Here is a 24,697-nt window from a genome sequence, read left to right as displayed (position 1 = left end):
TAATGGTGCAAGCTATGAGCTGTAAGCGTCGAGCCATGAGTTTTCGGGTGTTTTGCCCTTTAATTATATTCGAAATAATGCAAATATCTCATCGCTCACAGCGCGTAGCTCATAGTCCTAATCCCCTGATCCGGTACTCCTGTATTTTGGCTGGGTTCTCAGGGGTGAGTGTAAAGAAAAGCTGAATGCGGCCTTTCTCGCATTCAAGTATGCAGGTGCCTCTTAACTGGTTTTCGGGCATCATCTCTCCCTTGCGTACTATTTTACCAGCCGCATCAAATATTTTTCTTGCCTCCTCTTTTAAAGTGGCAATGGGGTAATCATCAAAAAAATTATCGGCAAACAGCGATGAACTGCCTGCATTATTCCAATCGGGTAATAATGCCAGTAAACGGGTTTGAGCGTCTTTCAGCAGATCTGAAGCCGGCAGGACCCTTGGCTTTAATCCGGCTCCCCTGATTAAAGTATCTAATACCTGAGCATTCATACCCGCTGTAGAAGCATAAGTAACGTTTGCAAAAAATACCACACCAATTCCATAATCGGGTGCCATAACCCAGTTGCTGCCAAAACCCGGAAGACCACCACTGTGTCCAACTGTGGTTCTGCCCTCACAGTCTTTTGACCATCTTAAGCCATAACCATAGGCGGTAACCATGGGACAGAGTCTGCCATCGGGATAGCGGTACTGTGAATTGAGCGAACTGAAACGTTGTGGCTGCTGCATTTCTCTGATGCTGCTTCTTTTTACAGGACCAGTTTCTGTTTCGTTGGAAGCCGGCCATGCATGCATGTGTAAAGCCATGTATTTGCTGAAAGAAGAAAGGGAAGTAATCATGCCACCCATGGCACCATAAATACCATCGTGCAGAAGGGGTTCATTTCTCCAGTTGTTATCCATCCAGCGATGACCTTTGGCGAGTGAAGTGGCTGGTACTTTACTGTATTCCCATTCGGATTCTGTCATGCCCAATGGTTTCCAGATATTTTCGGCAATGTACTGGCTGTAAGGTTTACCCGATGCTTTATGAATGATATAACCCAGCATAGCAAAGCCAAGATTGCTGTATTCGTATTGTAGGCCGGTAACATTCGAAAAGTTGAGCCCCTTTTTTATCAGTGCCAGTAATGCTTCTTCCGTATCTGCCAGTTGACGATCGCCCCAGGGATCATCCTGCGGAAAGCCACCGGAATGCGTTAACAAATCGCGGATGGTGAGGGTGGGTGCATCTTTGGTTAATTTTTGTGCTTTGAGTTCAGGAATATATTTTTCAACTGCATCATCTAACCTGAGTTTGCCCTCATCCCTCAGTTTTACAATGGCCATGGCCGTAAAACTTTTAGACATAGACGCAATACGGAATTGGGTATTGGCTGTAACCGGTCGCTTTGTACTTATTTCTGCATAACCTCCCATGCCTGAGTACACCAGCTTGCCATCGAGCACAATACCAAATGTGTAACCCGGGAAATGATTTTTTTCAGCGTGAGAACGATAGAGTTGTTCGATGATGGGGAAGAGGGGTTGTATTTTTTGCAGGCGGTTTGAGTCAACAAAAAAAGGGGGTTGCCATGATTGAGGTATTTGGGCAAAACAGGGCCCGCACAATAATTTTAACAACAGAAAATAAGGTAGTATCTTTTTCATATGTTGTAAATTGTATGGTGTATCGGTAATCAATGAAAGCCAGACTTTTTATGAATTACCTATTGTTCCTTCTATTTGTGAATGTAAACAATTTCTATATGGAAGAATCTGCAAAAATCATTGATATGACACCCCTTGGAATGAGGTTTACTGTTCTGCAAAATAGTGACTCAACGAATGGGAAATCACTGGATTTGCATTGGGAGCTCTCACCCGGTTGTAACATGAAAGATCCACTGCTTCATCAACATCCGAATGCGATTGAAACCTATGAAATACTTAGTGGAGAAATGGAATTCTTTATAAAAGATAAATGGATAAGAGCAGTAAAAGGGGAGAAAATAGCTGTACCTGCCGGGGTAACCCATGCTTTCAGAAATCCTACTGATACCATCGTAACCGTTTATAATACACATCAGCCCGCTTTGAAAATGGAAGCCTATTTCGATGATGTATGTAAAGTGCTGGATAAAGTAACCAATAACAGAACAAGACCGTTAAACATGAGTTTGAAGGCAAAATTATACCTGGGTGTTCTGATGAGTCAATACAGAAATGAAATCATTGCCATCAAACCACCAGATTTTGCAGTAAAGATTTTAGGCTTTCTCGGAAAATTGATGAATATTAGGTATGAATGACAGTTACAATGTCATCAATTATTTTTTGTACCATCTTTTACTTGATATGACAATCTTACCTATTATAAAAATAAAAAAATGAAATTCGAACCCTTTCTTAAGCCAGCCATTATTGGTCTTGCAGTGATCATTACTGCACTGATACTGGGTGGGGCTTTTAAAAACAGGAATGCTACCCAGGATTCTATTTCAGTAGTTGGATTGGGAACGCGGGATTTTGAGTCTGATGAAATTTCATGGACCGGCAGCTATAGTGCCCGCGCAAAACAGGCCAAAGATGCTTACAATATGATTAATGCCGACAGAGAGAAAGTAAAATCTTTTTTTCTGTCAAAAGGATTTCAGCCAACTGAATTCACTTTTGGAGGAGTTAGTTTTGAAAAATCTTACAGAACCATTACGATTGAACAAAACGGGGAAATAACAAAAAACGAACAGGTCTTTGATGGGTATATCGCTACACAAACTGTGGCATTCACCAGTCGTAAAAACCCGCAGTTGATGAAGAAAATTGAAGCAGTAGTTGATCAGACATCTGAACTGATTAACTCAGGTATTGAGTTTGAAGGGAGTCGCATACAATACACCTATTCGGATTTGCCCAGCCTCAAACATAACTTAATTGAAAAAGGATCCCAGGATGCCCGTGAAAGAGCAGAGAAAATTGTTACTACAGCCAAAGGAAAACTCGGAAAACTGAAAGATGCTTCCATGGGTGTTTTTCAAATCACAGGTAAAGGCTCCATAGAAGAAGATAGTTATGGCGGCAACCTTGATACATACAGCAAGTATAAAACTGCAAGAATAACAGTTAGACTTACTTATACGCTCGATTGATTTTTTACTATCTGGAAAGTAAAAAATCAACCCTTAATACAACCGGTTGATTCACTTCATCAGTTTATGACGACAACTAAAATTCTTTAGGCTTGATAAGTGCTTAATAATTGATCAGCTTTTGAATATATTCATCCAGCCTGTTCTTTGCCATAAAATTTTTCTCCAAATCGAGGTTAAAAGGAACCGGAGTATCTAGTGAGGCGCATCGCATTACCGGGGCATCTAATAATTCAAAACAATGTTCACTGATCCAGGCACTCACTTCACCACCAATACCGCCGGTTAATGTGTCTTCATGTAATATTAATACTTTACCGGTTGTTGCAACGGCTTCACGAATAGCGTCATCATCCAATGGTAATAATGTTCTGAGGTCGAGGATATGTAATGAAATATCCGGATGTTGTTCCTGATAAGTTAATGCCCAGTGAACACCAGCACCATAAGTAATCACAGTTATATCTGTACCCGCTTTGGTAACAACGGCTTTACCAATGGGTGTTTCATAATAGATATCGGGTACCATTCCACTTACACTTCTGTACAATGCTTTGTGCTCAAAAAATAGTACGGGGTTAGGGTCGTTGATAGCAGCAATCATCAAACCCTTTGCATCCTGCGGATTAGATGGATATACCACTTTCAGCCCCGGCACATGTGTAAACCAGGCTTCATTACTTTGTGAATGAAAGGGGCCCGCACCCACACCACCGCCTGTTGGCATACGAATCACTACATCCGCATTTTGTCCCCATCGGTAATGAATTTTCGCAAGGTTATTAACGATCTGGTTAAAACCCACACTCACAAAATCAGCAAACTGCATTTCCATCATGCTCTTAAAACCTTCAAGACTTAATCCCAGTGCAGTACCTACAATAGCACTTTCGCATAAAGGTGTATTACGAACGCGGTGTTTGCCAAACTGTTCTACAAAACCTTCGGTTATTTTGAAGGCGCCACCATATTCGGCAATATCCTGTCCCATGAGAATCAGGTGCTCATGTTGTTCCATGCTCTGGCGGAGGCCGTCTTGTAGGGCGTCGATGAAACGTTTTTCATGAATGGCAACCGGATTGCCGTCAATAGTCAATGGTGAATCGTGAATGGGCTCTTCAATATTCACCATTGCCCATTGACTATTGACCATGGTCTTCTTCGCATAAACATCTGCCAGTTCTTCTGCTGTATCCGGCACAATCGGTTCGGCTTCAAATGCAGCTTTGAGTTCTGTTTCTATGTATTCTTTGAATTCATGTCTGATATCTGCTACCTGCATTTCATTTAATGCGCCTTCTGCAACCAGAAACTGTTCATAATTTTTTACCGGATCTTTCTTACCCCATTCTTCAAATAATTCCTGTGGAACATATTTGGTGCCACTGGCTTCTTCATGACCTCTCATACGGAAGGTCATACATTCAATAAGATAGGGTTTCTGATTGTTGATACAGTAATCGCGTACACCGCGAATGGTATCGTATACTTCTAGAATATTATTACCATCAATGCGAATACCTTCCATACCATAACCCTTTGCTTTGTCTACCAGGCTTTCGCAACGGTATTGTTCGTTCACAGGTGTACTCAATCCGTAGCCATTGTTTTCAATCACAAAAATGACAGGTAGCTCCCAAACAGCAGCTACATTGAGTGCTTCATGAAAATCGCCCTCACTCGTTCCTCCATCACCTGAATAGGCAAGTGATACTTTGTTTTCCTGTTTGAGTTTATAAGCCAGTGCCACTCCATCGGCTAATGCCAGTTGTGGTCCGAGGTGAGAAATCATACCACAGATATAATGTGGTTTACTGCCAAAATGAAAACTGCGCTCACGGCCCTTACTGTACCCGTCTTTATTACCCTGCCATTGTTTGAATAATTTCTCCAGTCCCATCTGTCTCGTGGTAAACACACCAAGATTACGATGCAATGGCATTACCCATTCGTCTTTCTGCAAAGCGAGTGTACTTCCCACGGCAATGGCTTCCTGTCCAATACCGCTGAACCATTTACTGATTTTTCCCTGACGTAATAAAACCAGCATTTTTTCCTCAATCATCCGGGGTAGTAAAATGCTTCTGTAAATAAATACCAGTTCAGGATCAGTCAGCTTGGATCTGTCGAATTGCATGATAGAAATTTATTCAATGACTAAGATACTTGTATTGCAGTAATACCGGGAATAAAAAACCATCCGCTTTAGGCGAATGGTTTTTTCAAAAAGTAGCGGCGCTGGTATTAATCCCTGCTGCCGAGTTTGCTCAATAGTTTTAATATTTCAATATACAACCAGATGATGGTTACCATCAGTCCGAATGCACCATACCATTCCATGAATTTGGGTGCACCCATTTCTGAACCCTGTTCAATCATTTCGAAGTCGAGGATCAGGTTGAGTGCAGCGATGATGACGATGAACAGGCTGATACCAATGCTCAACCAGCTGCTGTCGTACATAAAGCTGATGTTCACGCCAAACAATCTTAATACCATCGTGATCAGGTAAAAAACAGCAATACCAACAGTAGCAGATATGATGATAGATTTAAAGCGTTGTGTTGGTTTAATGATCCTGAAATTGTATAACAGGAACATAGAGATGGCTACACCAAAAGTTAAGCCTACTGCCTGCATTACCAGACCAGGATATTGATCGGCAAATGCATCATTCAGGATGGCTGATATACCACCAATAAAGAATCCCTGTAAAATACCATAAGCAGGTGCGGCGTATTGTGCCCAGTTGGGTTTAAATGCAATGACAAGACCAGTGATTAAACCGCCGATAGCACCTACAATCATCAGGGTGGTCATCAGACCCTGGTTCAGTTGTTCAAATAAATACCAGGTATAGGAAGCTGAGCCAATTACCATCAGCATCAGAAAACCAAATTTATTGATGGTACCTCTAACACTCATCACTCCCTGAGCAGCAGCTTCGCTGTGCAGGCTTTTGTTGAACATCTTCTCTGTAAGGGTAGGGTTACCCGATTTGAATAAGGCCATGTTTTTATATTTTCTTGTTCAAATATACAATTTATAATGTTTATGGTTAGTCTTACTGTTTGTTAAACTGCACGAGTTTTCTGAACATACGTCCGTGAATGTCTAATCCCTCAATAATCAACTGATATCCGCGGGCTGATTCATTGGTATAAAATTCAATCAATTGATCATCACTGGGTTGCCCGAGATATATGCCTGAATTCCATAACCAAGTGGTACGATTATCAGTACTATTGGAGTGGTTGTTTATTAATGCATAATCTACTTTCCTGAAATTGAGTAAAGGGGAATATCCTTTGAGTGAAAAAAAGTTGGCAGCAGCAGGTATGTTTACACGTCTTTCGTCTGCTTTTTTCAGGTATATAAATACAGCACCAACCGGGAAACCGGTTTTTACATAGCGCATCAATGCAATTTCCTGTGTTTGTAAGGTCTCTACCTCTTCAACGGTAGCTCTTCTTTCATCAATAAATATATCGAGTTCCCACTGTGCAGTGTTAAATCCATAATAGGTTTTGGTTTTCAACCTGCCAGGTATGCCAAATGAGCCTCTTTCGAGAATAATGCCGGGAATTCTGGTGAGTATAAGATCGAGTGGTGAAGCCACTGTATTTGTTTTGGACATATCGAAAATACTGGTTCCGTCGTATCGAAACCTTTCGCTAACATATTTTTCAACCAAAGGAGGAAGTTTTATTTTACTGAATACGGTAACAGCAGCTAAAGTAGTGCCCGACTCACTGGCTGTAGTTTCACGCATGTATAGTTTACTGGTATCAATTAATTTTGTAAACCAGTGACGATAATCTGGAGACCGGTCGAATAATGTATCTCTTGCAACAGTATCTCTTATGAGGGAAACATCTTGTATGCGGCCCTTGCTGTTTGTGTAGGTATAATAAACCTTAGCATCACCAAAAAAAACAATGGAATCAACAGCAAATTTTCCCTCCTCATCAACTGGCGATTCAAGGAACAATTGTTTTCTGTCGTTCATTAACCAAATAGATAACCGCCCACCTCGTACAACTTCTTTTGTTTTAGATTGAAATACTGTTCCTGAAAGACGAATCAAATAAGGGTCATGTAAAGGTGCTTTGGTTTGAGAAAAACTTTTATAATGATAGAATGCCAATACTTCATTTAATTCTTCTTCATTGATCTGTGTTTGCATCAATTTTCCAAAAGGATAACCAAGCCCGGACAAATCTTCCAGAAAATTTCCCGGAATAAGCATATTGAAAAAAATGGGATCAGGAGTATGAACTGCTCTGTCTGCTTCAATTGCGGTAACAGAAACAGCATAAGTACGTGGCAATGTATCAGGGAAGCGAAGATGAAACCGATTTAAACTCCTTGGTTGCAAGGAAACGGAAAGAGTGTCTAAAGATACGGGCGATAGCAACTTCTCCGGTTCATGTATCAGCAGCCGACTGCCTATTAGTTCGCCCTGTTTGTTTTCCAGAATAAACTCATAAAAACCAGTACTCGATGAAGGCAGATTAAACAGTATTTCAAAATTTTTCTCTTTAGTAAGCGTATACTCTTTAAAAAAAGAAGGATTGTCCTGATGTTTAACCGATAATTGTATTTGTTCGGTATCAGCGGCTCTTTGTGTTGTACGTTTAATGACAAATCTGTAGCCACTGCTTTTTTTAATAATTTCCAATCCTATACCCATTGAGTCTGCTACTGGAAGGGGGATTGAATAATCTTTATCGGCATACCTGTAAAATACATCATACTGTTCGCCGGGTTTTGAAGTCAAAACAAATGAAGTGGTACCAGAATTTTTGGTTTGAAAAGCTATAATCTGATTGCCTAACCGATCTCTGATAGTTCCGGTTATGGCAACCGGCTTACCTTTTTCGGTAAGCGTTTTTACAAAAAAGCGTGTTGGTATATTTTCAGGGAACAGACCAGCTTCCGGCTTTACTGAACATATCAGGTGTTCATTCTTTTCCATATAATTTCCTAATTGCAAAAGATGCTTATAAATAAAGGGCTCGTCATATACAATGGTTTCAGGCGTAAATGCCCTGATCACATACCATGGGTTGCGTAAACTGTCTGGTATAACAAAATGACCCGTAGCCGTAGCCCCGATAACAGGAATTTTATTTTCAAGTATCCGGCGGCCGTCTATATCCTGTAATTGAACGTATAAGTTATGACTGGTAAAAGAGGGTCTATCTCCTTTTCTCAAAAAAGCCTTAAACCAGATAGTGTCACCCGGGGCGTATTTTTCCTGATTATACTGCAGGTGAATTCTTTCTTGTCCATAGATTAAGCTGGAAAACCCCAAAAGAAGACAAAAAGACAATATTCTAATCATCGCAAAAGTCGATTTATAATAAATTTAATAAATATAAATGGTTTGCATCATTAGGGTATTTCCCTTTCGAATTTCGCAAATCTGCTGATGGGCAGCTACAATATTGCTAACTTCGTTTTAAAGAATGTTTGGATGGAAAGAAAAGAAACGCTTCTACAAGATGTGGTGATCAAGTTTGCAGGTGACAGTGGTGATGGTATGCAATTGACGGGTCAGCAGTTCACCAATAATACAGCGTTGCTGGGTATTGATCTGGCTACATTTCCGGATTTTCCAGCTGAAATACGCGCTCCGATTGGTACTTTGCCCGGCGTGAGTGGGTTCCAGTTGCGCTTCTCCAGCGACCGGGTATTTACACCTGGTGATCTTTGTGATGTATTGGTGGCCATGAATGCAGCAGCACTCAAAGTAAACCTCAAGAGCATTAAACCCGGCGGGAAAATCATCGCCAATATTGATGGTTTTGATGCCAAAAACCTCCGTCTTGCTAATTATCCCGATGGAGTGAACCCACTGGAAGATGGGAGCCTTGACGGGTATGAACTGACGAAGGTGGATGTTACCAAACTTACCCGTGAAGCGCTGAAAGAGTTCACGGAACTCGGTACAAAAGAAAGGGATCGTGCGAAGAATATGTTTGTATTAGGACTTCTGTACTGGATGTACAATCGCAGTCTTGATAATACCATCGACTTCCTCAAAGAAAAATTCGGAAAAAAAGATGTGATCCTGCAGAGTAATATCAAGGTATTACAGGCTGGTTATCATTATGGCGATACTACTGAATCGTTTACCACACGCTATAAAGTAGAGAAGGCTAAAATGAATCCCGGTGTATACCGTAGTATCATGGGGAATCAGGCATTATCAATGGGTTTGATTGCTGCAAGTGATAAAAGCGGCCTACCTATTTTCTTGGGAACATACCCCATTACGCCTGCATCAGATATTCTGCATGAACTGAGTAAGCATAAAGCATTCGGTATCCGCACTTTCCAGGCAGAAGATGAAATTGCTGGCATTACCTCTGCTATTGGCGCCAGCTATGGAGGTTCGTTGGGTGTTACCACCACATCAGGCCCTGGTATGGCATTGAAAACAGAAGCCATGGGTTTGGCGGTAATGCTCGAAATACCCCTGCTCATCATTAATATTCAGCGTGGAGGACCCTCAACAGGCTTACCTACCAAGACAGAACAAAGTGATCTGTTACAGGCTTATTATGGAAGAAACGGCGAATGTCCAATGCCTGTTATTGCTTCTTCTACACCAAGCGATTGTTTTGATGTAGCTTATGAAGCCGTACGTATTGCTGTACAACATATGACACCTGTCATTTTACTGAGTGACGGTTATATTGCCAATGGTGCAGAGCCATGGAAATTTCCATCATCAGCCGATCTGCAACCGATAAAAGTGGAGTTTAAAAAAGGACTGGCTGAAGGGGAAGAAAAATTCATGCCTTATAAGCGCGATGAAAAACTGGTGCGTCCATGGGCAGTACCTGGTACCCCGGGACTTGAACATCGTATTGGTGGTCTTGAAAAACAGGATGTTACCGGTAATGTCAACTATGAACCTGAGAATCACCAGCACATGGTGAAAACGCGCCAGGCCAAAGTAGATAAAATTGCAGATTATATTCCCTTGCAAACACTGGACAACGGACCTGAAAAAGGTAAAGTATTGATACTGGGCTGGGGCTCTACTTATGGAGCCATTAAAAGTGCCGTTCATGAATTATTGGCAGAAGGCATTGAAGTGAGTCATGCACATATCCGTTACCTCAGACCATTCCCTAAGAATCTGGGAGAAATCATTGGTAATTTTGAACATGTACTCATTCCTGAAATCAATAACGGACAACTCATTAAAATTATCCGCGACCAATACCTGGTAGATGCCAAAGGATACAATAAAATCATGGGTATACCCATTACCAAAGGCGAGTTGATTACTGCGGTGAAGGAGCTGATAAAGAAATAGTTCAAAAATCAAAAGTCAAAATTCAAAGCAAGATCAGGTGTTGAATGTTGACTTTTTTATTTTGATTTGTCCTCATGCATATTGAAGATCTTCGTAACTACGTACTATCTCTTTCCGATGTGGAAGAAACCACTCCTTTCGGGCCAGACACGCTTGTGTATAAGATCAACGGAAAAATGTTTTTCCTGGTTGGGCTTGATTATGAAACCGTACAGTTTAATGTAAAATGTGATCCCGACAGAGCTGTAGAATTAAGAGAAGAATTCCCGCAATCGGTATTACCCGGTTATCACATGAATAAAAAACACTGGAATACCATTGTAGTAGATGGCATCTTATCAACCCGTCAGTTAAAAGAGATGATCGATCATTCCTATCAACTCGTAGGAAAAAAGAAAAAGCAATAAACTTCAGTGCTCTCCCTGTGCTTTCAGTGGCAAAATACAGTTGCCAATGAAAGCACAGAAAAACACAAAATGGTGTTACAATTTATTATTCCTCCTCTTTAGCGCCGGCAGAGAAAATCTGATCTACTGCCCCACCCAGCATCGGGAATTTTTCTTTTACAAAACCTGCAATGGTGGCCACTGCTTTCTGTGCCTGTTCGGGTGTAAGACCTGCTTCTGCAGTTAATCTTTGAATGAGTTCGTTCATGTTGCTTTGCGTGAATGGTGAATGGTCAATGGTCAATAGTGAGTAGTCAGTAGTCAGTCGGACTTTCGGACTTCTCTCCCGCAAATTAAATCCTCCTAACAAAAAAGCGATGAGAAGTTATTCCCATCGCCCGATTATTTCTTCCCTTTAATATTCCTTATTCCTCTGTTCCTCAGTTGTCTAGGCTACTTTGAGTGCACTCAGTTTGCTCTTGTTAAACATTTTCTCTGCATAGGTTTTTGTTACATGCAGTTGTTTGGCATCGGTACCAGGTAATTCAAACATGGCATCGGTAAGAATACTTTCGCAGATGCTGCGCAGACCACGGGCGCCCAGTTTGTATTCCAATGCTTTGGATACCATAAAGTCGAGTACTTCTTTGTCGATCACCAGTTCAATACCTTCCATTTCAAATAAACGGTTGTATTGTTTGATGAGTGAGTTTTTGGGTTCTGTCAGGATGCTTCTCAATGTTTCCTGGTCCAGCGGATTCAGGTGTGTTACAACTGGCAAACGGCCCAACAGTTCGGGTATAAGACCAAAGCTTTTCAGATCCTGTGCATTGATAAATTGTAGCAGGTTCTTACGCTGCATTTCCTGTTCCTCTTTATTTACACTGAAGCCAATAGCATTGGTGTTGACTCTTCTGGCGATTACTTTATCGATACCATCAAAAGCACCCCCACAGATAAAGAGAATATTTTTGGTATCAACCTTGATCATCTTTTGTTCCGGATGCTTTCTTCCGCCCTGGGGTGGTACCAATACTTCTGTTCCTTCGAGCATTTTCAGTAACCCCTGTTGTACGCCTTCTCCACTTACATCACGGGTGATGGAAGGGTTATCGCCTTTACGTGCAATTTTATCAAGTTCATCTACATATACAATACCACGTTCTGCTGCCGCCACATCGTAATTACAGTTTTGTAGTAAACGGGTAAGCATACTTTCAACATCTTCCCCCACATAACCTGCTTCTGTAAATACGGTAGCATCTACAATGGCAAATGGTACATTGAGTAAACGGGCGATGGTTTTTGCCAGCAGGGTTTTACCGGTACCGGTTTCACCCACCATGATGATATTGCTTTTTTCAATTTCAATATCATCGGGCTGCTGTTTCTGTGTTACCCGTTTAAAGTGATTATATACAGCTACTGATAACACCTTTTTGGCATCATCCTGTCCGATAACATATTCATCCAGGAATTTTTTGATTTCGGCGGGTTTGCGCACATTGAGTTTAAAACCTGAACCGCCATTGGCCGTATCCGATTTGCTGTTGAGTTCCTGAACAATAATCTCCTGTGCATGCTCTACACAATTCTCACAGATATGCCCTTCCTGTCCGGCGATCAGGATCTTCACCTCATCACGGTTTCTGCCGCAGAAAGAACAATGTAAATGATTCGCTTTTGCCATACAATGAATGTGTACTTAGCCTTTATAGACCAAGACACGAATTTTGATACTTATGTTGCAAAGTTAACCCCGTTCAGACTACCAAACGGGGCTTAAATCGGTAAAAATGGGTTGAACGGGCTATATTTTGGATAAAATACCGTCTACAATGCCATATTCAACAGCTTCTGTTGCATTCATCCAGTAATCGCGGTCAAAGTCTTTCATGATCTGTTCTACTGTTTTACCACAGTTTTCAGCCAGTATTCTGGCACCCAGTTCTTTGGTTTTACGGATCTGTTCAGCATGAATTTCAATATCGGCACTGGTAGCCTGAAAATAACCACCAATACTTGGCTGATGAATCATCACTTCAGCATGTGGGTAGATAAAACGTTTTCCTTTGGTTCCGGCACTCAGCAAAATTGATCCCATACTTGCAGCCAGTCCCATACAGATGGTGCTTACCGGACTTTGAATCATTTGAATGGTATCGTAAATCACCATACCGCTGGTTACTACACCACCCGGACTATTGATATAGAATTTGATTTCTTCACCGGGTTTATCTGCATCGAGCAATAAAAGTTTGCTTACCACATCGCGGGCAGATTTGTCTTCAACGGGTCCCCAGAGATAAACGGCTCTTTTTTCGAAGAACAGTTTCTCCATTTTCTTCAGCATGAAACCTGTCTGTTCCTGTTTATCATCTTTTGGTTCATTCTCTTCCTCATCTTCCATGAGATAGGGGTTGATGTATTTTGAGTGTATCATTTAATTTGAAAATTTGGAGATTTGAAAATTTGAAAATGTGTGGGCCTGTGGCCTTTCATTCTTGTATCCTGTCTCTTGTGCCTTGAATCTTTTTTCTCTTATTTCTTTTCCTTTCTCGGATTGGTTAACAGCACTTCATCTACAAGACCATACTCCTTGGCTTCCTGTGCGGTCATCCAGAAATCGCGGTCACTGTCTTTGGCAATGGTTTCCGTTTCTTTTCCTGTATGATAGGCCGTAATAGAATACAGTTCCTGTTTCAGTTTTTTAATTTCTCTTGCCGTGATTTCAATATCAGTTGCCTGTCCGCCAATGGCGCCACTGGGTTGGTGCATCATCACACGACTGTGTTTAAGGGCGGTTCTTTTTCCTTTCACACCCGCACATAATAAAATCTGACCCATACTGGCAGCCATACCTGTACAGATGGTGGCTACATCTGGACCAATAAACTGCATAGTATCGTAAATACCCAGACCTGCATATACACTGCCCCCCGGGCTATTAATATACATCTGGATATCGCGGGTTCTGTCGGTACTCTCAAGGAACAATAACTGAGCGGTTACAATATTGGCCACGTAGTCGTTGATACCTTCACCCAGGAAAATGATACGATCCATCATCAGACGGCTGAATACATCCATACTGGCTACATTCAGGGGTCTTTCTTCAATGATATAGGGAGTAAGGTTGGTTACATCCTGGTGGTGCTGATAATTGTGCAGGGTAGCACTGCTGATGCCCCTGTGTTTTATAGCATACTGCTCAAACTCTTTTCCAAAATTCATATGTTTCAATTTTCGCTTTGAAGATAAGTGATTTGCAATTTCACAGGTGAATCTATGTTCAAATACTGTGCAAAGGTCTTTTTACGACAACAAGACAGGAGGAAATGGAGGATGGCAGATGTCTGATGTCGGATTTGGCATAAAAAAGCCGGATGCATCGCATCCGGCCATATTTTAAATCAGACATCTGCCATCCGACATCCTCAAATTCTCCTCCTAGTGGTGGTGGTGATGCAGTTTTTCTGCAAATGCTTCTGCGCTGATGCTTTCATCTTTGGCTGTTACCTGGTTCTCCAGCAAAGCAAAGAGTTTCTCTGTGCTGATGCGGTGATAGCTATCTTCCACAAATTTCCTGTCCTGCATCATACGGTTTGTATAATCATCCACCCACTGCTGGTTATCGCCCAGAGCACCTAACTGACCGCCCATATAGCTAAACAGTTGTTGTTTGGCGAACTCACGGATATCATCAGGCGCTACTTCAATTTTGTTATCTGTAGCGAGTTTGCTGCTCACCAGTGTCCATTTTAACTGACTGGCAAAGCTGGGGTATTCTTTTTCTGCTTCTTCTGCAGATTTTGGTTTTTCACCACCGGTTTGTAACCAGCGTTTCAGGAAGCTCTCAGGAAAATCCATGCTGGTATGATCTACCAGATGATGATAAATCTGATCATGTATCTGGTTGCGTGATTGTTGCGCGTAATAATTTTCGATTTCTTTTTTTACTTCTGCACGGAAAGCTTCTTCAGTAGTAATTTCTGCATTAGGGTATACCGATGCAAAAAGTTCAGCATTCAGTTCTGCTTTTTCAACCAGTCCCACTTTGGTAATCAATAATTTGAAATAACGGCTACCATCTTCGGCAGTTAAACCCAAATCGGCAAGAATGGCTTCTTTTTCTTTGTCTTCAAATGCTTTGTCCAGTTGCAATACAACGGTATCGTCGTTTTTCTTTCCGATCAGTTTTTTACGGAATTTCTCTTCAAAATATTTTACCAGTAATGAATTATCCTTGCTGATACCGCCTTCTATTTCATTACCATCCTTATCGCTTTCAACAAATTTTACATTGAGCACATTGTCGTCACCGGTAACAGCTTCGGGTTCGGTCATCTTGCCATTACGTACCTGTAACCTTTCGATTTCCTGGTTGACCATTTCATCTGTTACATCAATCACATAACGGGTTACTTTGATTTTCTTGGTGTCGATATCGAAACTTGGTTTCAGACCGATTTCAAAGGCAAAACTTACATCAGCCGGGTTGTTCATATCCAGTGCACGGGCATCATTATCCAATGGCAGGGGCTGTGCAAAAATGTCGAGTTCTTCCTTGGTAAGGTAGCTATTCAGTTCTTTCTCGATGGTGCGTAATACCTCATCCGTAAAAACACTCTGGCCATACATTTTCTTCACCAGACCAGCAGGAACCATGCCTTTTCTGAAGCCTGGAATATTAGCGTTCTTGGCATATTTCTTCAGGCTGTCTTCAAAACCCGATAAATAATCTTCTTTATTCAGGGTAACGGTCAATTTGTCGGTCAGTAATCCAATGTTCTCTCTGGTAACGGTGGCCATGATGTATTTTTTATTGATATTTTATCTGTTCATCCTCAAACACTATCTTGGTAGCGTTCCCGGACTTTTTTGTAAATGGGCAGCAAAGGTAGGAGTTTAGTGCTTAAAATAAGTCGTTAAAACACAAATTAGCCGCCATGGCCAACGCTTTTTTCTTTTTATTGCTGGCGCTTCTCAGCGAGATCGTGGGTACGGTGGGGGGCTTTGGCTCATCGGTGTTTTTTGTGCCACTGGCTGGCTTTTTCTTTGATTTTAAGACCGTTCTGGGGCTAACGGGTTTGCTCCATGTTTTCAGCAATATCGCCAAACTGGTACTTTTCAGACAGCATATACAGTGGTCGCTGATCTGGAAAATAGGCATACCAAGCGTATTACTGGTGATGGCGGGCGCCTGGCTCAGTAACCAGGTAGAATTTGAGTATGCAGAATTATTACTGGGTCTGTTCTGTATTTTTTTCTCCGTTTTATTCCTGTGGAAGCCCGACCTGCGGTTGAAAGCTACCAATGGGAATGCGATAACCGGGGGTGGTGTTGCCGGATTCCTGGCGGGGTTTATTGGAACAGGCGGCGCCATCAGGGCCATTACATTGACTTCTTTTGCCCTCGAAAAAAATATATTTATTGCCACATCGGCCGCTATTGATTTTGGGGTCGATGTGAGCAGGTCGGTTATATATGTAAACCAGGGCTATGTAAAAGGTAATTTCTGGTGGTACCTGCCCGGACTTATTGTGATTGCTTTTATCGGATCCTATATAGGGAAAAAATTACTGAACAGTGTTTCTCAGGAATGGTTCCGGAAAATAGTACTCATTTTTATACTACTTACAGGCGCATTGATGGCCGGGAAAAGCATAGTAAAAATGTTCTGATTCCATGTTTTTCAACATCCCTTATTTTTTAATTAATTGATTTTCAATTCAGTTTTTAGATATGCTGTTAAGGCTGTGGGTTTTTGGTGTATTCAATGTTGACAAATACCGGTTTCTGAAAGCAACAGAAAATAACCCATGAAGTATCTTACAGGTATGGATAACACGTATCAAACCTTACAAACCTTATACAGGATCGTAAGAGAAGAAACTCATCCTGAGCAATACCTCTGCACACCCAGGGAAATGATCCTGCATTCTACTTTTGGATGGGAACTCATCCATAAACATTTGCTATCACTGGCACAGGAAGGGCTGGTGATTTTACAGCAACTGGATACACCACATTGTTACATTACACCCGAAGGCATTGAACTGGTTCGGTCAACCACTCCCGACGAAACCGAAAAAGAGGGAATGGGTTTGATGTTGAATGAAAAACTGGTGTAATCCTTTCAAATAACTGATTACATAGAAGCTTCACTGAACGCCGGGCAGTATTTGCGCCCTCACAATTATTATTATTGCATACTTGCCCGGATGACAGGTAGACGACCGGACTTTTTATGGCTGCATCGGGTAACAGGCCAGATTGATGTACTTTTTGCGCTAACGGTTGCACAGAATTTTATTGAACTGATGTATTAACTTGTTCCGTCTGCAGTTAATAAACACCTGATGTTCATTACCCAGACATTTTTATCAATAAGAAATCATCACATGAATCGTAAAACATTTATCACCTCTTCTGGCATGGCTGCAGCAGCTATTGCCATGGCTCCGGTGAACAGCTTGCTGGCTTCGGCAAACAAAGACAAAGTACGTATGGGTATTATAGGAGTTGGGCTACGGGGGCAGAACCACCTCGACCTTCTATTACGCCGCAGTGATGTTGATCTGGTAGCCATCTGCGATATTGACGAAAGAATGCTGGGCATGTCTAAAAAAATGATTGAAAAATCGCAGAAAAAAATGCCAGACATTTTTACCGGCAACCAGTATGCATGGAAAACCATGCTGGAAAAAACAAAACTGGATGCCATACTGATCGCCACACCATGGGAATGGCACAAAGAAATGATCATTACATCATTGGATACAGGTATTAAATATGTAGGTACAGAAGTAATGATTGGCATTACCCTCGAAGATCATTGGGAAGTGGTAAGAGCGGCCGAAAAAAATAAGGGACATGTAATGATGCTAGAGAATGTATGTTACAGAAGAGATGTGATGGCTGTATTGAACATGGTACGACAAGGCTTATTTGGCGAACTGATTCATTTGCAGGGAGGCTATCAACACGATTTACGCGAAGTGAAATTCAATAATGGTATCGATGCCTATGGAAAAGGATGTGAGTTTGGTGATAAGGGCTGGACAGAAGCCAGGTGGCGCACGCATCACAGTGTGTACAGAAACGGCGACCTGTATCCTACACATGGAATTGGTCCGATAGCACACTATATCAATATCAATCGCGGTAACAGGTTTGTGAGCCTCAATTCATTTGCGTCGAAAGCGAGAGGCCTGCATAAATATGTGGTGGATCATTGCGGCAAAGATCATCCCAATGCCAACATTGAATTTAAACTGGGCGATGTAGTAACCACTACACTGCAGTGTGCCAATGGCGAAACCATTTTATTACAGCATGATACCAATTTACCCAGACCCTATTCACTGGGTTTCAGGGTGCAGGGAACAGAAGGCATATGGATGGATGTAAACAAGAGTATCTACATAGAGAAAAAAGCAGCGAAAGCCCACCAGTGGGACACGGCAAAAGAATGGCTTGATAAATATGATCACCCATTGTGGGCAAGATGGAGCAAAGAAGCAGCAGGATCGGGTCATGGGGGAATGGATTTCTATGTGGTACATTCTTTTATTGAGTCGGTAAAACGTAATCTACCTACCGCAATGGATGTGTATGATGCCGCCGCCTGGAGTGCCATTACACCTTTAAGCGAACAGTCAATTGCCAATGGTAATTCAACCATTGCTTTCCCTGATTTTAGCGGTGGACAATGGATGTATCGGAAACCTGTATTTGCATTAACCGATGAGTATTAAGGTATCAGACATGTATATGCAACAAGCCATACCAACTGCTGTTGCTGATTCATTTGAACAGGTTAAAACGGCTGTACACATTGAAAAGATGGGTAACGGACTGATTAATTCCACCTGGAAGATTGCATGTATTGATTGTTCTTATATTCTTCAGAAAATTAATGACCAGGTGTTCAGGAATCCATTGATCATTGAACATAACCTGAAAAAAATTGCTGAACATATTGGTACACATTATCCTGCCTATGCGCTGCCATTACCTTTAAAAAACAGAGACGGAAATGAACTGCTGTATGTAGCAGGAGCCGGATATTTCAGGATCTTTCATTTTTTGGAAGGCTCTGTTTGTCATACAGTAGTGAATAATGCAAAACAGGCTTACGAAGCTGCCAGACAGTTTGCAGGGTTTGCCAGAAGACTCAATGCACTTGATACAAAGGAACTGGGACATCCGATAGAAGACTTTCACCATCTCTCATTGCGGTATCATCATTTTGAAACAGCAATAACCAATGCTGAGCCAGTGAGGCTTATGGCTGCAAAGGAACTGATTCATTTCCTGCAAGCAAATGCCGGTATTGTTAGTCAATATGACAACATGGTGAAATCCGGCAGCATGCTTCTTCGCCCCATGCACCATGATACCAAAATAAGTAATGTATTGTTTGATGAACAGGATCAGGGACTTGCTGTGATAGACCTTGATACGGTGATGCCCGGTTATTTCATCAGCGACCTGGGTGATATGATCAGAACGTTTACCTGTACAGCCAACGAAGAGGAAACTGATTTTAATAAGGTTACCATCCGTGAAGATCTTTTTGAAGCTATCGTGAATGGTTATCTCTCAGAAATGAAAGATATACTTACAGCATCAGAAAGAACTCTTTTGGTGTATGCGGGGGAGTTTATGATTTATATGCAATGTCTTCGTTTTGCTACCGACTACCTGGAAAACGACAGGTATTATGGCGCAAAGTATACTGATCATAATCTGAACAGGGCACTTAACCAGATGAAATTGTTAGAGGAGTTGATAAAAACGAAGCCGGTGCTGGAGAAGATTATTATCAATGCCTTTAAGCGTATCAAATAAAAAAGACCCAACTCATGGGTCCTTTTTATTTGCAATAATCAGTGCGGATGATAGGAATCGAACCTACATGGGTCACCCCGCTAGATCCTAAGTCTAGTGCGTCTGCCAGTTTCGCCACATCCGCTTATTGGTTTGGATCGGGTGGCAAAAGTAGGGGATTTACGTAGAAAATACGCGCTAATCCTACCCTTTATTTAACCGGTAGTGCTTCAATGATTTTGCCAATCACAGCATCCTGCGAACGGCTATCAATCCAGCGTATCACAGCAACCAGCTCATGTTCAGGATCAACATAAATCAGATTATTGCCGTTCCCAACATGTGTAAATGCGGTTTCAGGGGCGCTGGGTAAAAACTTTTTGCCAGTATTTAAAAACCAGTTCATGTAACCATAATCTGTTTTGGGAGCAGTGGGCGTTAAGGATTGTTTGATCCATGCTTCACTCAACAACTGCTGCCCATTCCATTTGCCACGGTTTAAAGTAAGCCATCCAAATCTCGCCATATCATATGCATTGATAAACATACCGCCACCCCAATGCCCACCACCACTTACCGATTGAACAGCTTGTCCATCCAGCACAATCCAGGCATTCCGGTAACCCGTCCAGCGCCAGGTATTCGAAGCACCAATGGGGTCCATGATATGTTGTTTGAGTGCCTGTGGTAATGGTTTACGCCATACACTGGTAGCTGCTAATGCCAGCACATTTACACGAACATCATTGTATTCATAAGAAGTGCCGGGTTTATTTCTCGCTCTGCTCATCCATTTGGAGGCATCAGGGTCTGGTCTGTCGGCCCAGTCGGGTTTACCCCAGAGTGTGCCTTCCCAGTCGCTGGTTTGTCGAAGGAGATCGTCCCAGGTAATGGTTTTGTTATGCGCTGTAGAAAAAGGAGAAAGCAATTGCGGTTGTCCAATTTCTTCAGCAGGTCTGTTCACCGGTTGTTGTGGCTGATATAATTCAATAGGCGGAACATATCTGGCTACAGTGTCTGTTACATTTGTAATTAAACCCTTGTCAACAGCAACGCCTACAATGGCGGATAAAAAACTTTTGGTAACACTATGCGTCATATCGCAACGATCGGGCTCACCCCATTGCGCTACGATATAGCCTTTGTAGATAATAATACCCGTAGCATCGCCACGATCGGCAAAGGGACCAATACCTTCTCCAAATGGTTCTTTGCCAAATGTGCGGTAATGATTGATCTCCATGCTGCGCGGATTTTTTGACTCACCCGCTTTTGCCAATGCAATGGCATCATTCAATATATTTTCTTTGATGTCCATGGAGGAAGCTGCACGCTGCTCCCATTTTCCCGCTGGAGGAAAATAAATGGCTGTTGATTTCTGTGCAAAAGAAAAACTGCAGGAGAATGCCAGCAGTAAAAATGCAAAAAAGCTATTTCGCTTATTCATGTTACTAAATTAGCGAAATAGCTTTTATCCCTGCATTCTTGTTACTTGAACCTTGAATGCTTATCTCTTAGTCTCTTCTTTGTCTTTGCTGACCATTGCCCGCATATCTTCTGCTGTCGCCTCCTCTGAAAGACCTGCGCTGTCCATTGTTACCCTGGCGGTTACCAGACTGGTTTTGTTTGGGAGCCGGTTTAAAGTTCGTCAGTGAAATATCACTCATCACATAAGGGTGGTCATTTACCTGTGGTACTGAAATACCAATCAGTTTCTGAATGTCTTTGAGGTATGCTTTTTCTTCTGCATCACAAAAGGAGATGGCAATACCTGATGCGCCTGCTCTGCCCGTTCTTCCGATGCGGTGAACATAGGTTTCAGGAATATTGGGTAATTCGTAATTGATAACATGCGATAGCTGTTCTACATCAATACCTCTGGCGGCAATATCAGTAGCAACCAGTACACGCAGGTTACCTGTTTTAAAATCGGTCAACGCACGCTGACGTGCATTCTGTGATTTATTACCATGAATGGCGGCAGCGCCGATACCAGCTTTATGCAAATCTTTCACCACTTTATCGGCACCATGTTTGGTACGCGTAAAAACCAGTATGGTTTCAATGTTCTTATCCTGTAATATGTGATTCAACAGCAGGCGTTTGTTTTGTTTCTCAACAAAATAAACCGACTGTTCAATTTTTTCTACCGTAGAAGAAACAGGTGTAACCTCCACTTTTACCGGATGATGTAAAATACTGTTGGCAAGTCCTGCAATTTCAGGCGGCATGGTGGCAGAAAAGAACAATGTTTGTCTTTTCGCCGGTAATTTGGCAATTACTTTTTTAACGTCATGAATAAAACCCATATCGAGCATACGATCGGCTTCATCCAATACAAATAATTGTAAATGTTGTAAGCTGATATAACCTTGCTGCATCAGATCAAGTAAACGACCTGGTGTGGCAATCAATACATCAACGCCTCTTTTCAGGGCCTGTGTTTGTGGTAACTGAGATACACCGCCAAAAATTACGGCATGTCTTATTTGTGTATGACGGCCATAAGCAGCAAAGCTTTCATCTATTTGAATAGCCAGTTCTCTTGTAGGCGTAAGCACAAGTGCTTTGATACCTGTTCCGAAATTTTTCTGTTGTGCCAATAATTGTAAAACAGGAATGGCAAAAGCAGCTGTTTTACCTGTACCTGTTTGCGCACAACCCAGTAAATCTTTTCCTTCTAATACTACAGGAATAGACTGTTGCTGGATGGGCGTAGGTGTAGTGTAACCTTCTGTCTGGAGCGCACGTAAAATGGGCTCGATCAGATTCAATGAATCAAATGTCAATGGAATAAAATTTTAATAAAACACAACTGAAATCGCTCAGTTGTTATATAACCTTCCTACTGTGGATGCTTATAGCTACCTGTTAAAAGACTGATGAACTTTGTCACGGAAGGAAATCGGTCGTGTAGAGAGAGTATATGAATGGTGCAAAGATAAGGAAAAAAGTTGAGACCTCCAATCCGGGCGTGAATGGTGAATGGTGAATGTCAATCATTTCATCATTCACCATTCACGAAAGCAACAATCTCCTCCAGATACCGTTGATCCACTTCATCAAACTGATCAAGCTCACTGGCATCTACATCTAAAACACCTACTACTGCTCCGTTTCGTATAATGGGAACAACGATTTCAGATTTCGACAAACTACTGCAGGCAATATGCCCCGGAAATTTCTCTACATCGGGTACAATCAGTGTTTTTGCTTCTGCCCAACTGGTACCGCATACGCCTCTTCCTTTTCTGATACGGGTACAGGCAACCGGCCCCTGGAAAGGTCCTAAAACCAGTTCATCATTTTTCACCCAATAAAAACCTACCCAGAACCAGCCAAACTGTTCTTTTAATGCTGCGGCTATATTAGCTAGATTGGCCACTAGGTCTGTTTCTCCTTCCAGTAAAGCTTTGATTTGAGGAATGAGTGATCTGTATTGTTCCTGCTTATCGCCTTGAATGATACTTAAGTCTTCTGCCATACCACAAAGATAAAAAACTTAAGTTTGGTAATGCTTCATCAGGGTTTACGTATTCAGAAAATAAAGAGCAACAAAGAGCTGAACAACTTTATACAATTGCCCGCGAAACTCTATAAAGATGATACTCGCTGGGTGCCGCCGTTATATGTGGATGAGTACCAGTTTCACGATCCACAAAAAAATCCTGCATTTACCTACGCAATCGTTGAAAGATGGATGGTGTATAAAAATGATGAGCCTGTGGGACGAATCATGGGTATTATTCACCACGAATATAATCGCATGCACCAGGAGAGGACAGCCAGGTTTTTCCAGATGGATTGTATTAATGATGCAGAAGTGGCATCAGTACTGATAAAAGCTGTAGAAGCATGGGCCTTGGAAAATAAAATGAATCAACTGATTGGTCCGTTTGGTTTCTCTGATAAAGATCCGCAGGGCTTTCAGATTGAAGGACTGGAACACCTGCCGGTGATTGCTACACCAGCACATCCTGCTTATATGCCATTACTATTAGAATCATTGGGCTATAGCAAGTATCTCGATTGTGTATCGTACCGCATACCGATACCCGATCAACTGCCGGCATTGTATGAACGTGTACTCAAGAGGATTGCACAAAACAAACAGGTGCATCTGCTGGAATTCAAAAGCAGAAAGCAATTGAAACCTTATGTATTACCTGTGTTTCAGCTTATCAATGAAACATACAGTTCATTGTTTGGTTTTGTTCCGATGTCGGATAGTGAAATAGATAAAATGGTGAAACAATACTTGCCGATACTTAATCCGGCTTTTGTAAAAGCGATGGTAGATGATCGGGGAACATTATTGTCTTTTGTGATTGCCATGCCCGATCTGAGTAAAGGATTACAAAAGGCAAAAGGAAAACTTTTTCCTTTTGGTATTTTATATATTCTATCGGCCGTGCGAAAGAGTAAACAACTCAATCTTTTACTGGGTGCCGTTAAAGAAGGCTATCGTGGGAAAGGGTTGGATGTTTATATGGCAATGGCATTGATTAAAACCGCTGCTGCAAAAGGCATGACACATATGGATAGTCACCTGATTCTTGAAACCAATCATACCATGCGTGCCGAATGCGAAAAACTTAATGGCGAACTATACAAGCGATTCAGGGTTTTTGTAAAACAACTCACCATAACCCAGCCCGGTATTTAAATCCCAGACAAAGAAATGAGGGTTAGCGTTTTTTACTAATGCCTGTATTTTCCCATGCCAGTTGTAATAATTCTTTTGCGAGCGTAGTGGTTACTTTTTTAAGATTAAAAACAGTGTAACCATTTTTGCCCCATGCACCCGATGCGGGAGAAAATATTTCGCCTGAAATTTGAAGGTAAACAGATTGTTGTTCGGGTGTTAGCTTAACGGTGGCCGCCAAAGTTTCCGGATGAAGCGAGGCGAATATTTTTTTATTCTTTTTGAAAGCTTGTCTATCGAAATGAGGAGACATATCCGTATCAGCCATTGATAAAGCGATTTCTTCAAATTTTTTGGCTGAAACCATAAATC

At 41.7% G+C, this 24,697-nt stretch carries 22 protein-coding genes and 1 tRNA gene; 9 read left to right on the top strand and 14 right to left on the bottom strand.

Annotation, left to right across the window (positions count from 1 at the left end):
- Positions 1 to 109: 109 nt before the first annotated feature.
- Positions 110 to 1,648: a serine hydrolase domain-containing protein gene (locus ACH3Z1_RS02590; RefSeq protein WP_490820276.1), complete on the bottom strand. Its 1,539-nt coding sequence runs from the start codon at positions 1,646 to 1,648 to the stop codon at positions 110 to 112.
- A 98-nt stretch (positions 1,649 to 1,746) separates the two neighbouring features.
- Here ACH3Z1_RS02590 and ACH3Z1_RS02585 point away from each other — a divergent pair, with 98 nt between their 5' ends.
- Both ACH3Z1_RS02585 and ACH3Z1_RS02580 read left to right on the top strand, forming a co-directional pair.
- Positions 1,747 to 2,289 (top strand): cupin domain-containing protein, encoded by a 543-nt coding sequence (locus tag ACH3Z1_RS02585; protein WP_490820275.1) that lies wholly within the window; start codon positions 1,747 to 1,749, stop codon positions 2,287 to 2,289.
- Between the two features lie 78 nt (positions 2,290 to 2,367).
- Positions 2,368 to 3,126: an SIMPL domain-containing protein gene (locus ACH3Z1_RS02580; protein ID WP_490820274.1), complete on the top strand. Its 759-nt coding sequence runs from the start codon at positions 2,368 to 2,370 to the stop codon at positions 3,124 to 3,126.
- A gap of 103 nt (positions 3,127 to 3,229) precedes the next feature.
- On the opposite strand, the gene ACH3Z1_RS02575 is transcribed toward ACH3Z1_RS02580, so the two are convergent.
- From ACH3Z1_RS02575 to ACH3Z1_RS02565, 3 genes are all read right to left on the bottom strand, one after another.
- Positions 3,230 to 5,263, bottom strand: a complete 2,034-nt coding sequence (locus tag ACH3Z1_RS02575; RefSeq protein WP_490820273.1) for an alpha-ketoacid dehydrogenase subunit alpha/beta — start codon at positions 5,261 to 5,263, stop codon at positions 3,230 to 3,232.
- 107 nt (positions 5,264 to 5,370) lie between these two features.
- A complete protein-coding gene (locus ACH3Z1_RS02570; RefSeq protein ID WP_490820272.1) occupies positions 5,371 to 6,138 on the bottom strand; it encodes a Bax inhibitor-1/YccA family protein in 768 nt (255 codons plus the stop codon).
- A 52-nt stretch (positions 6,139 to 6,190) separates the two neighbouring features.
- Positions 6,191 to 8,344, bottom strand: a complete 2,154-nt coding sequence (locus ACH3Z1_RS02565) for a hypothetical protein (protein WP_490820271.1) — start codon at positions 8,342 to 8,344, stop codon at positions 6,191 to 6,193.
- 216 nt (positions 8,345 to 8,560) lie between these two features.
- Between ACH3Z1_RS02565 and ACH3Z1_RS02560 the strand changes: the two genes are divergently transcribed.
- Both ACH3Z1_RS02560 and ACH3Z1_RS02555 read left to right on the top strand, forming a co-directional pair.
- The gene (locus tag ACH3Z1_RS02560) at positions 8,561 to 10,459 is read left to right on the top strand and encodes a 2-oxoacid:acceptor oxidoreductase subunit alpha (protein ID WP_490820270.1); all 1,899 of its coding nucleotides are present in this window, start codon (positions 8,561 to 8,563) and stop codon (positions 10,457 to 10,459) included.
- Between the two features lie 74 nt (positions 10,460 to 10,533).
- Positions 10,534 to 10,866, top strand: a complete 333-nt coding sequence (locus ACH3Z1_RS02555; protein ID WP_490820269.1) for an MmcQ/YjbR family DNA-binding protein — start codon at positions 10,534 to 10,536, stop codon at positions 10,864 to 10,866.
- Positions 10,867 to 10,951: 85 nt separating this feature from the next.
- On the opposite strand, the gene ACH3Z1_RS02550 is transcribed toward ACH3Z1_RS02555, so the two are convergent.
- From ACH3Z1_RS02550 to tig, 5 genes are all read right to left on the bottom strand, one after another.
- Entirely contained in the window at positions 10,952 to 11,113 is a 162-nt protein-coding gene (locus ACH3Z1_RS02550) for a hypothetical protein (protein WP_295201411.1), read from the bottom strand.
- A 180-nt stretch (positions 11,114 to 11,293) separates the two neighbouring features.
- Positions 11,294 to 12,535, bottom strand: a complete 1,242-nt coding sequence (gene clpX, locus ACH3Z1_RS02545; protein ID WP_490820268.1) for an ATP-dependent Clp protease ATP-binding subunit ClpX — start codon at positions 12,533 to 12,535, stop codon at positions 11,294 to 11,296.
- Positions 12,536 to 12,655: 120 nt separating this feature from the next.
- Positions 12,656 to 13,288 carry a ClpP family protease gene (locus tag ACH3Z1_RS02540; protein ID WP_490820267.1) on the bottom strand — a complete coding sequence of 211 codons (633 nt, stop codon included), beginning with the start codon at positions 13,286 to 13,288 and terminating at the stop codon, positions 12,656 to 12,658.
- 98 nt (positions 13,289 to 13,386) lie between these two features.
- Positions 13,387 to 14,079, bottom strand: coding sequence for a ClpP family protease (locus ACH3Z1_RS02535; protein ID WP_490820266.1), 693 nt, complete (start codon positions 14,077 to 14,079; stop codon positions 13,387 to 13,389).
- 216 nt (positions 14,080 to 14,295) lie between these two features.
- Entirely contained in the window at positions 14,296 to 15,657 is a 1,362-nt protein-coding gene (gene tig / locus ACH3Z1_RS02530; RefSeq protein ID WP_490820265.1) for a trigger factor, read from the bottom strand.
- Between the two features lie 137 nt (positions 15,658 to 15,794).
- Here tig and ACH3Z1_RS02525 point away from each other — a divergent pair, with 137 nt between their 5' ends.
- The 4 genes from ACH3Z1_RS02525 (at position 15,795) to ACH3Z1_RS02510 (ending at position 19,701) form a co-directional block, all read left to right on the top strand.
- The gene (locus tag ACH3Z1_RS02525; RefSeq protein WP_490820264.1) at positions 15,795 to 16,529 is read left to right on the top strand and encodes a sulfite exporter TauE/SafE family protein; all 735 of its coding nucleotides are present in this window, start codon (positions 15,795 to 15,797) and stop codon (positions 16,527 to 16,529) included.
- Between the two features lie 138 nt (positions 16,530 to 16,667).
- Positions 16,668 to 16,979, top strand: a complete 312-nt coding sequence (locus tag ACH3Z1_RS02520; RefSeq protein ID WP_490820263.1) for a hypothetical protein — start codon at positions 16,668 to 16,670, stop codon at positions 16,977 to 16,979.
- A gap of 270 nt (positions 16,980 to 17,249) precedes the next feature.
- On the top strand, positions 17,250 to 18,605 hold the full coding sequence (locus ACH3Z1_RS02515) for a Gfo/Idh/MocA family protein (protein ID WP_490820262.1): 1,356 nt from the start codon (positions 17,250 to 17,252) through the stop codon (positions 18,603 to 18,605).
- 16 nt (positions 18,606 to 18,621) lie between these two features.
- A complete protein-coding gene (locus ACH3Z1_RS02510; protein ID WP_490820261.1) occupies positions 18,622 to 19,701 on the top strand; it encodes a phosphotransferase enzyme family protein in 1,080 nt (359 codons plus the stop codon).
- Positions 19,702 to 19,743: 42 nt separating this feature from the next.
- Here the strand turns inward: ACH3Z1_RS02510 and ACH3Z1_RS02505 are convergent.
- From ACH3Z1_RS02505 to ACH3Z1_RS02490, 4 genes are all read right to left on the bottom strand, one after another.
- Positions 19,744 to 19,825, bottom strand: a tRNA-Leu gene (locus ACH3Z1_RS02505).
- 66 nt (positions 19,826 to 19,891) lie between these two features.
- Positions 19,892 to 21,127, bottom strand: coding sequence for a serine hydrolase domain-containing protein (locus ACH3Z1_RS02500; protein WP_490820260.1), 1,236 nt, complete (start codon positions 21,125 to 21,127; stop codon positions 19,892 to 19,894).
- A 67-nt stretch (positions 21,128 to 21,194) separates the two neighbouring features.
- Positions 21,195 to 22,469, bottom strand: a complete 1,275-nt coding sequence (locus ACH3Z1_RS02495; RefSeq protein WP_490820259.1) for a DEAD/DEAH box helicase — start codon at positions 22,467 to 22,469, stop codon at positions 21,195 to 21,197.
- A gap of 218 nt (positions 22,470 to 22,687) precedes the next feature.
- Entirely contained in the window at positions 22,688 to 23,164 is a 477-nt protein-coding gene (locus tag ACH3Z1_RS02490; RefSeq protein WP_490820258.1) for a GAF domain-containing protein, read from the bottom strand.
- A 30-nt stretch (positions 23,165 to 23,194) separates the two neighbouring features.
- Between ACH3Z1_RS02490 and ACH3Z1_RS02485 the strand changes: the two genes are divergently transcribed.
- Complete coding sequence (locus tag ACH3Z1_RS02485; RefSeq protein WP_490820257.1) at positions 23,195 to 24,346, top strand: hypothetical protein; 1,152 nt, start codon at positions 23,195 to 23,197, stop codon at positions 24,344 to 24,346.
- Between the two features lie 22 nt (positions 24,347 to 24,368).
- Here the strand turns inward: ACH3Z1_RS02485 and ACH3Z1_RS02480 are convergent, their stop codons facing one another.
- Positions 24,369 to 24,692: an MmcQ/YjbR family DNA-binding protein gene (locus ACH3Z1_RS02480; RefSeq protein ID WP_490820256.1), complete on the bottom strand. Its 324-nt coding sequence runs from the start codon at positions 24,690 to 24,692 to the stop codon at positions 24,369 to 24,371.
- Between the last annotated feature and the right edge of the window lie 5 nt (positions 24,693 to 24,697).

It is taken from the genome of Sediminibacterium sp. FW305-C-49, from assembly GCF_058231085.1.
The sequence above is the reverse complement of the archived record's forward strand: the minus strand, read 5'-3'. Positions and strand labels throughout refer to the sequence as shown.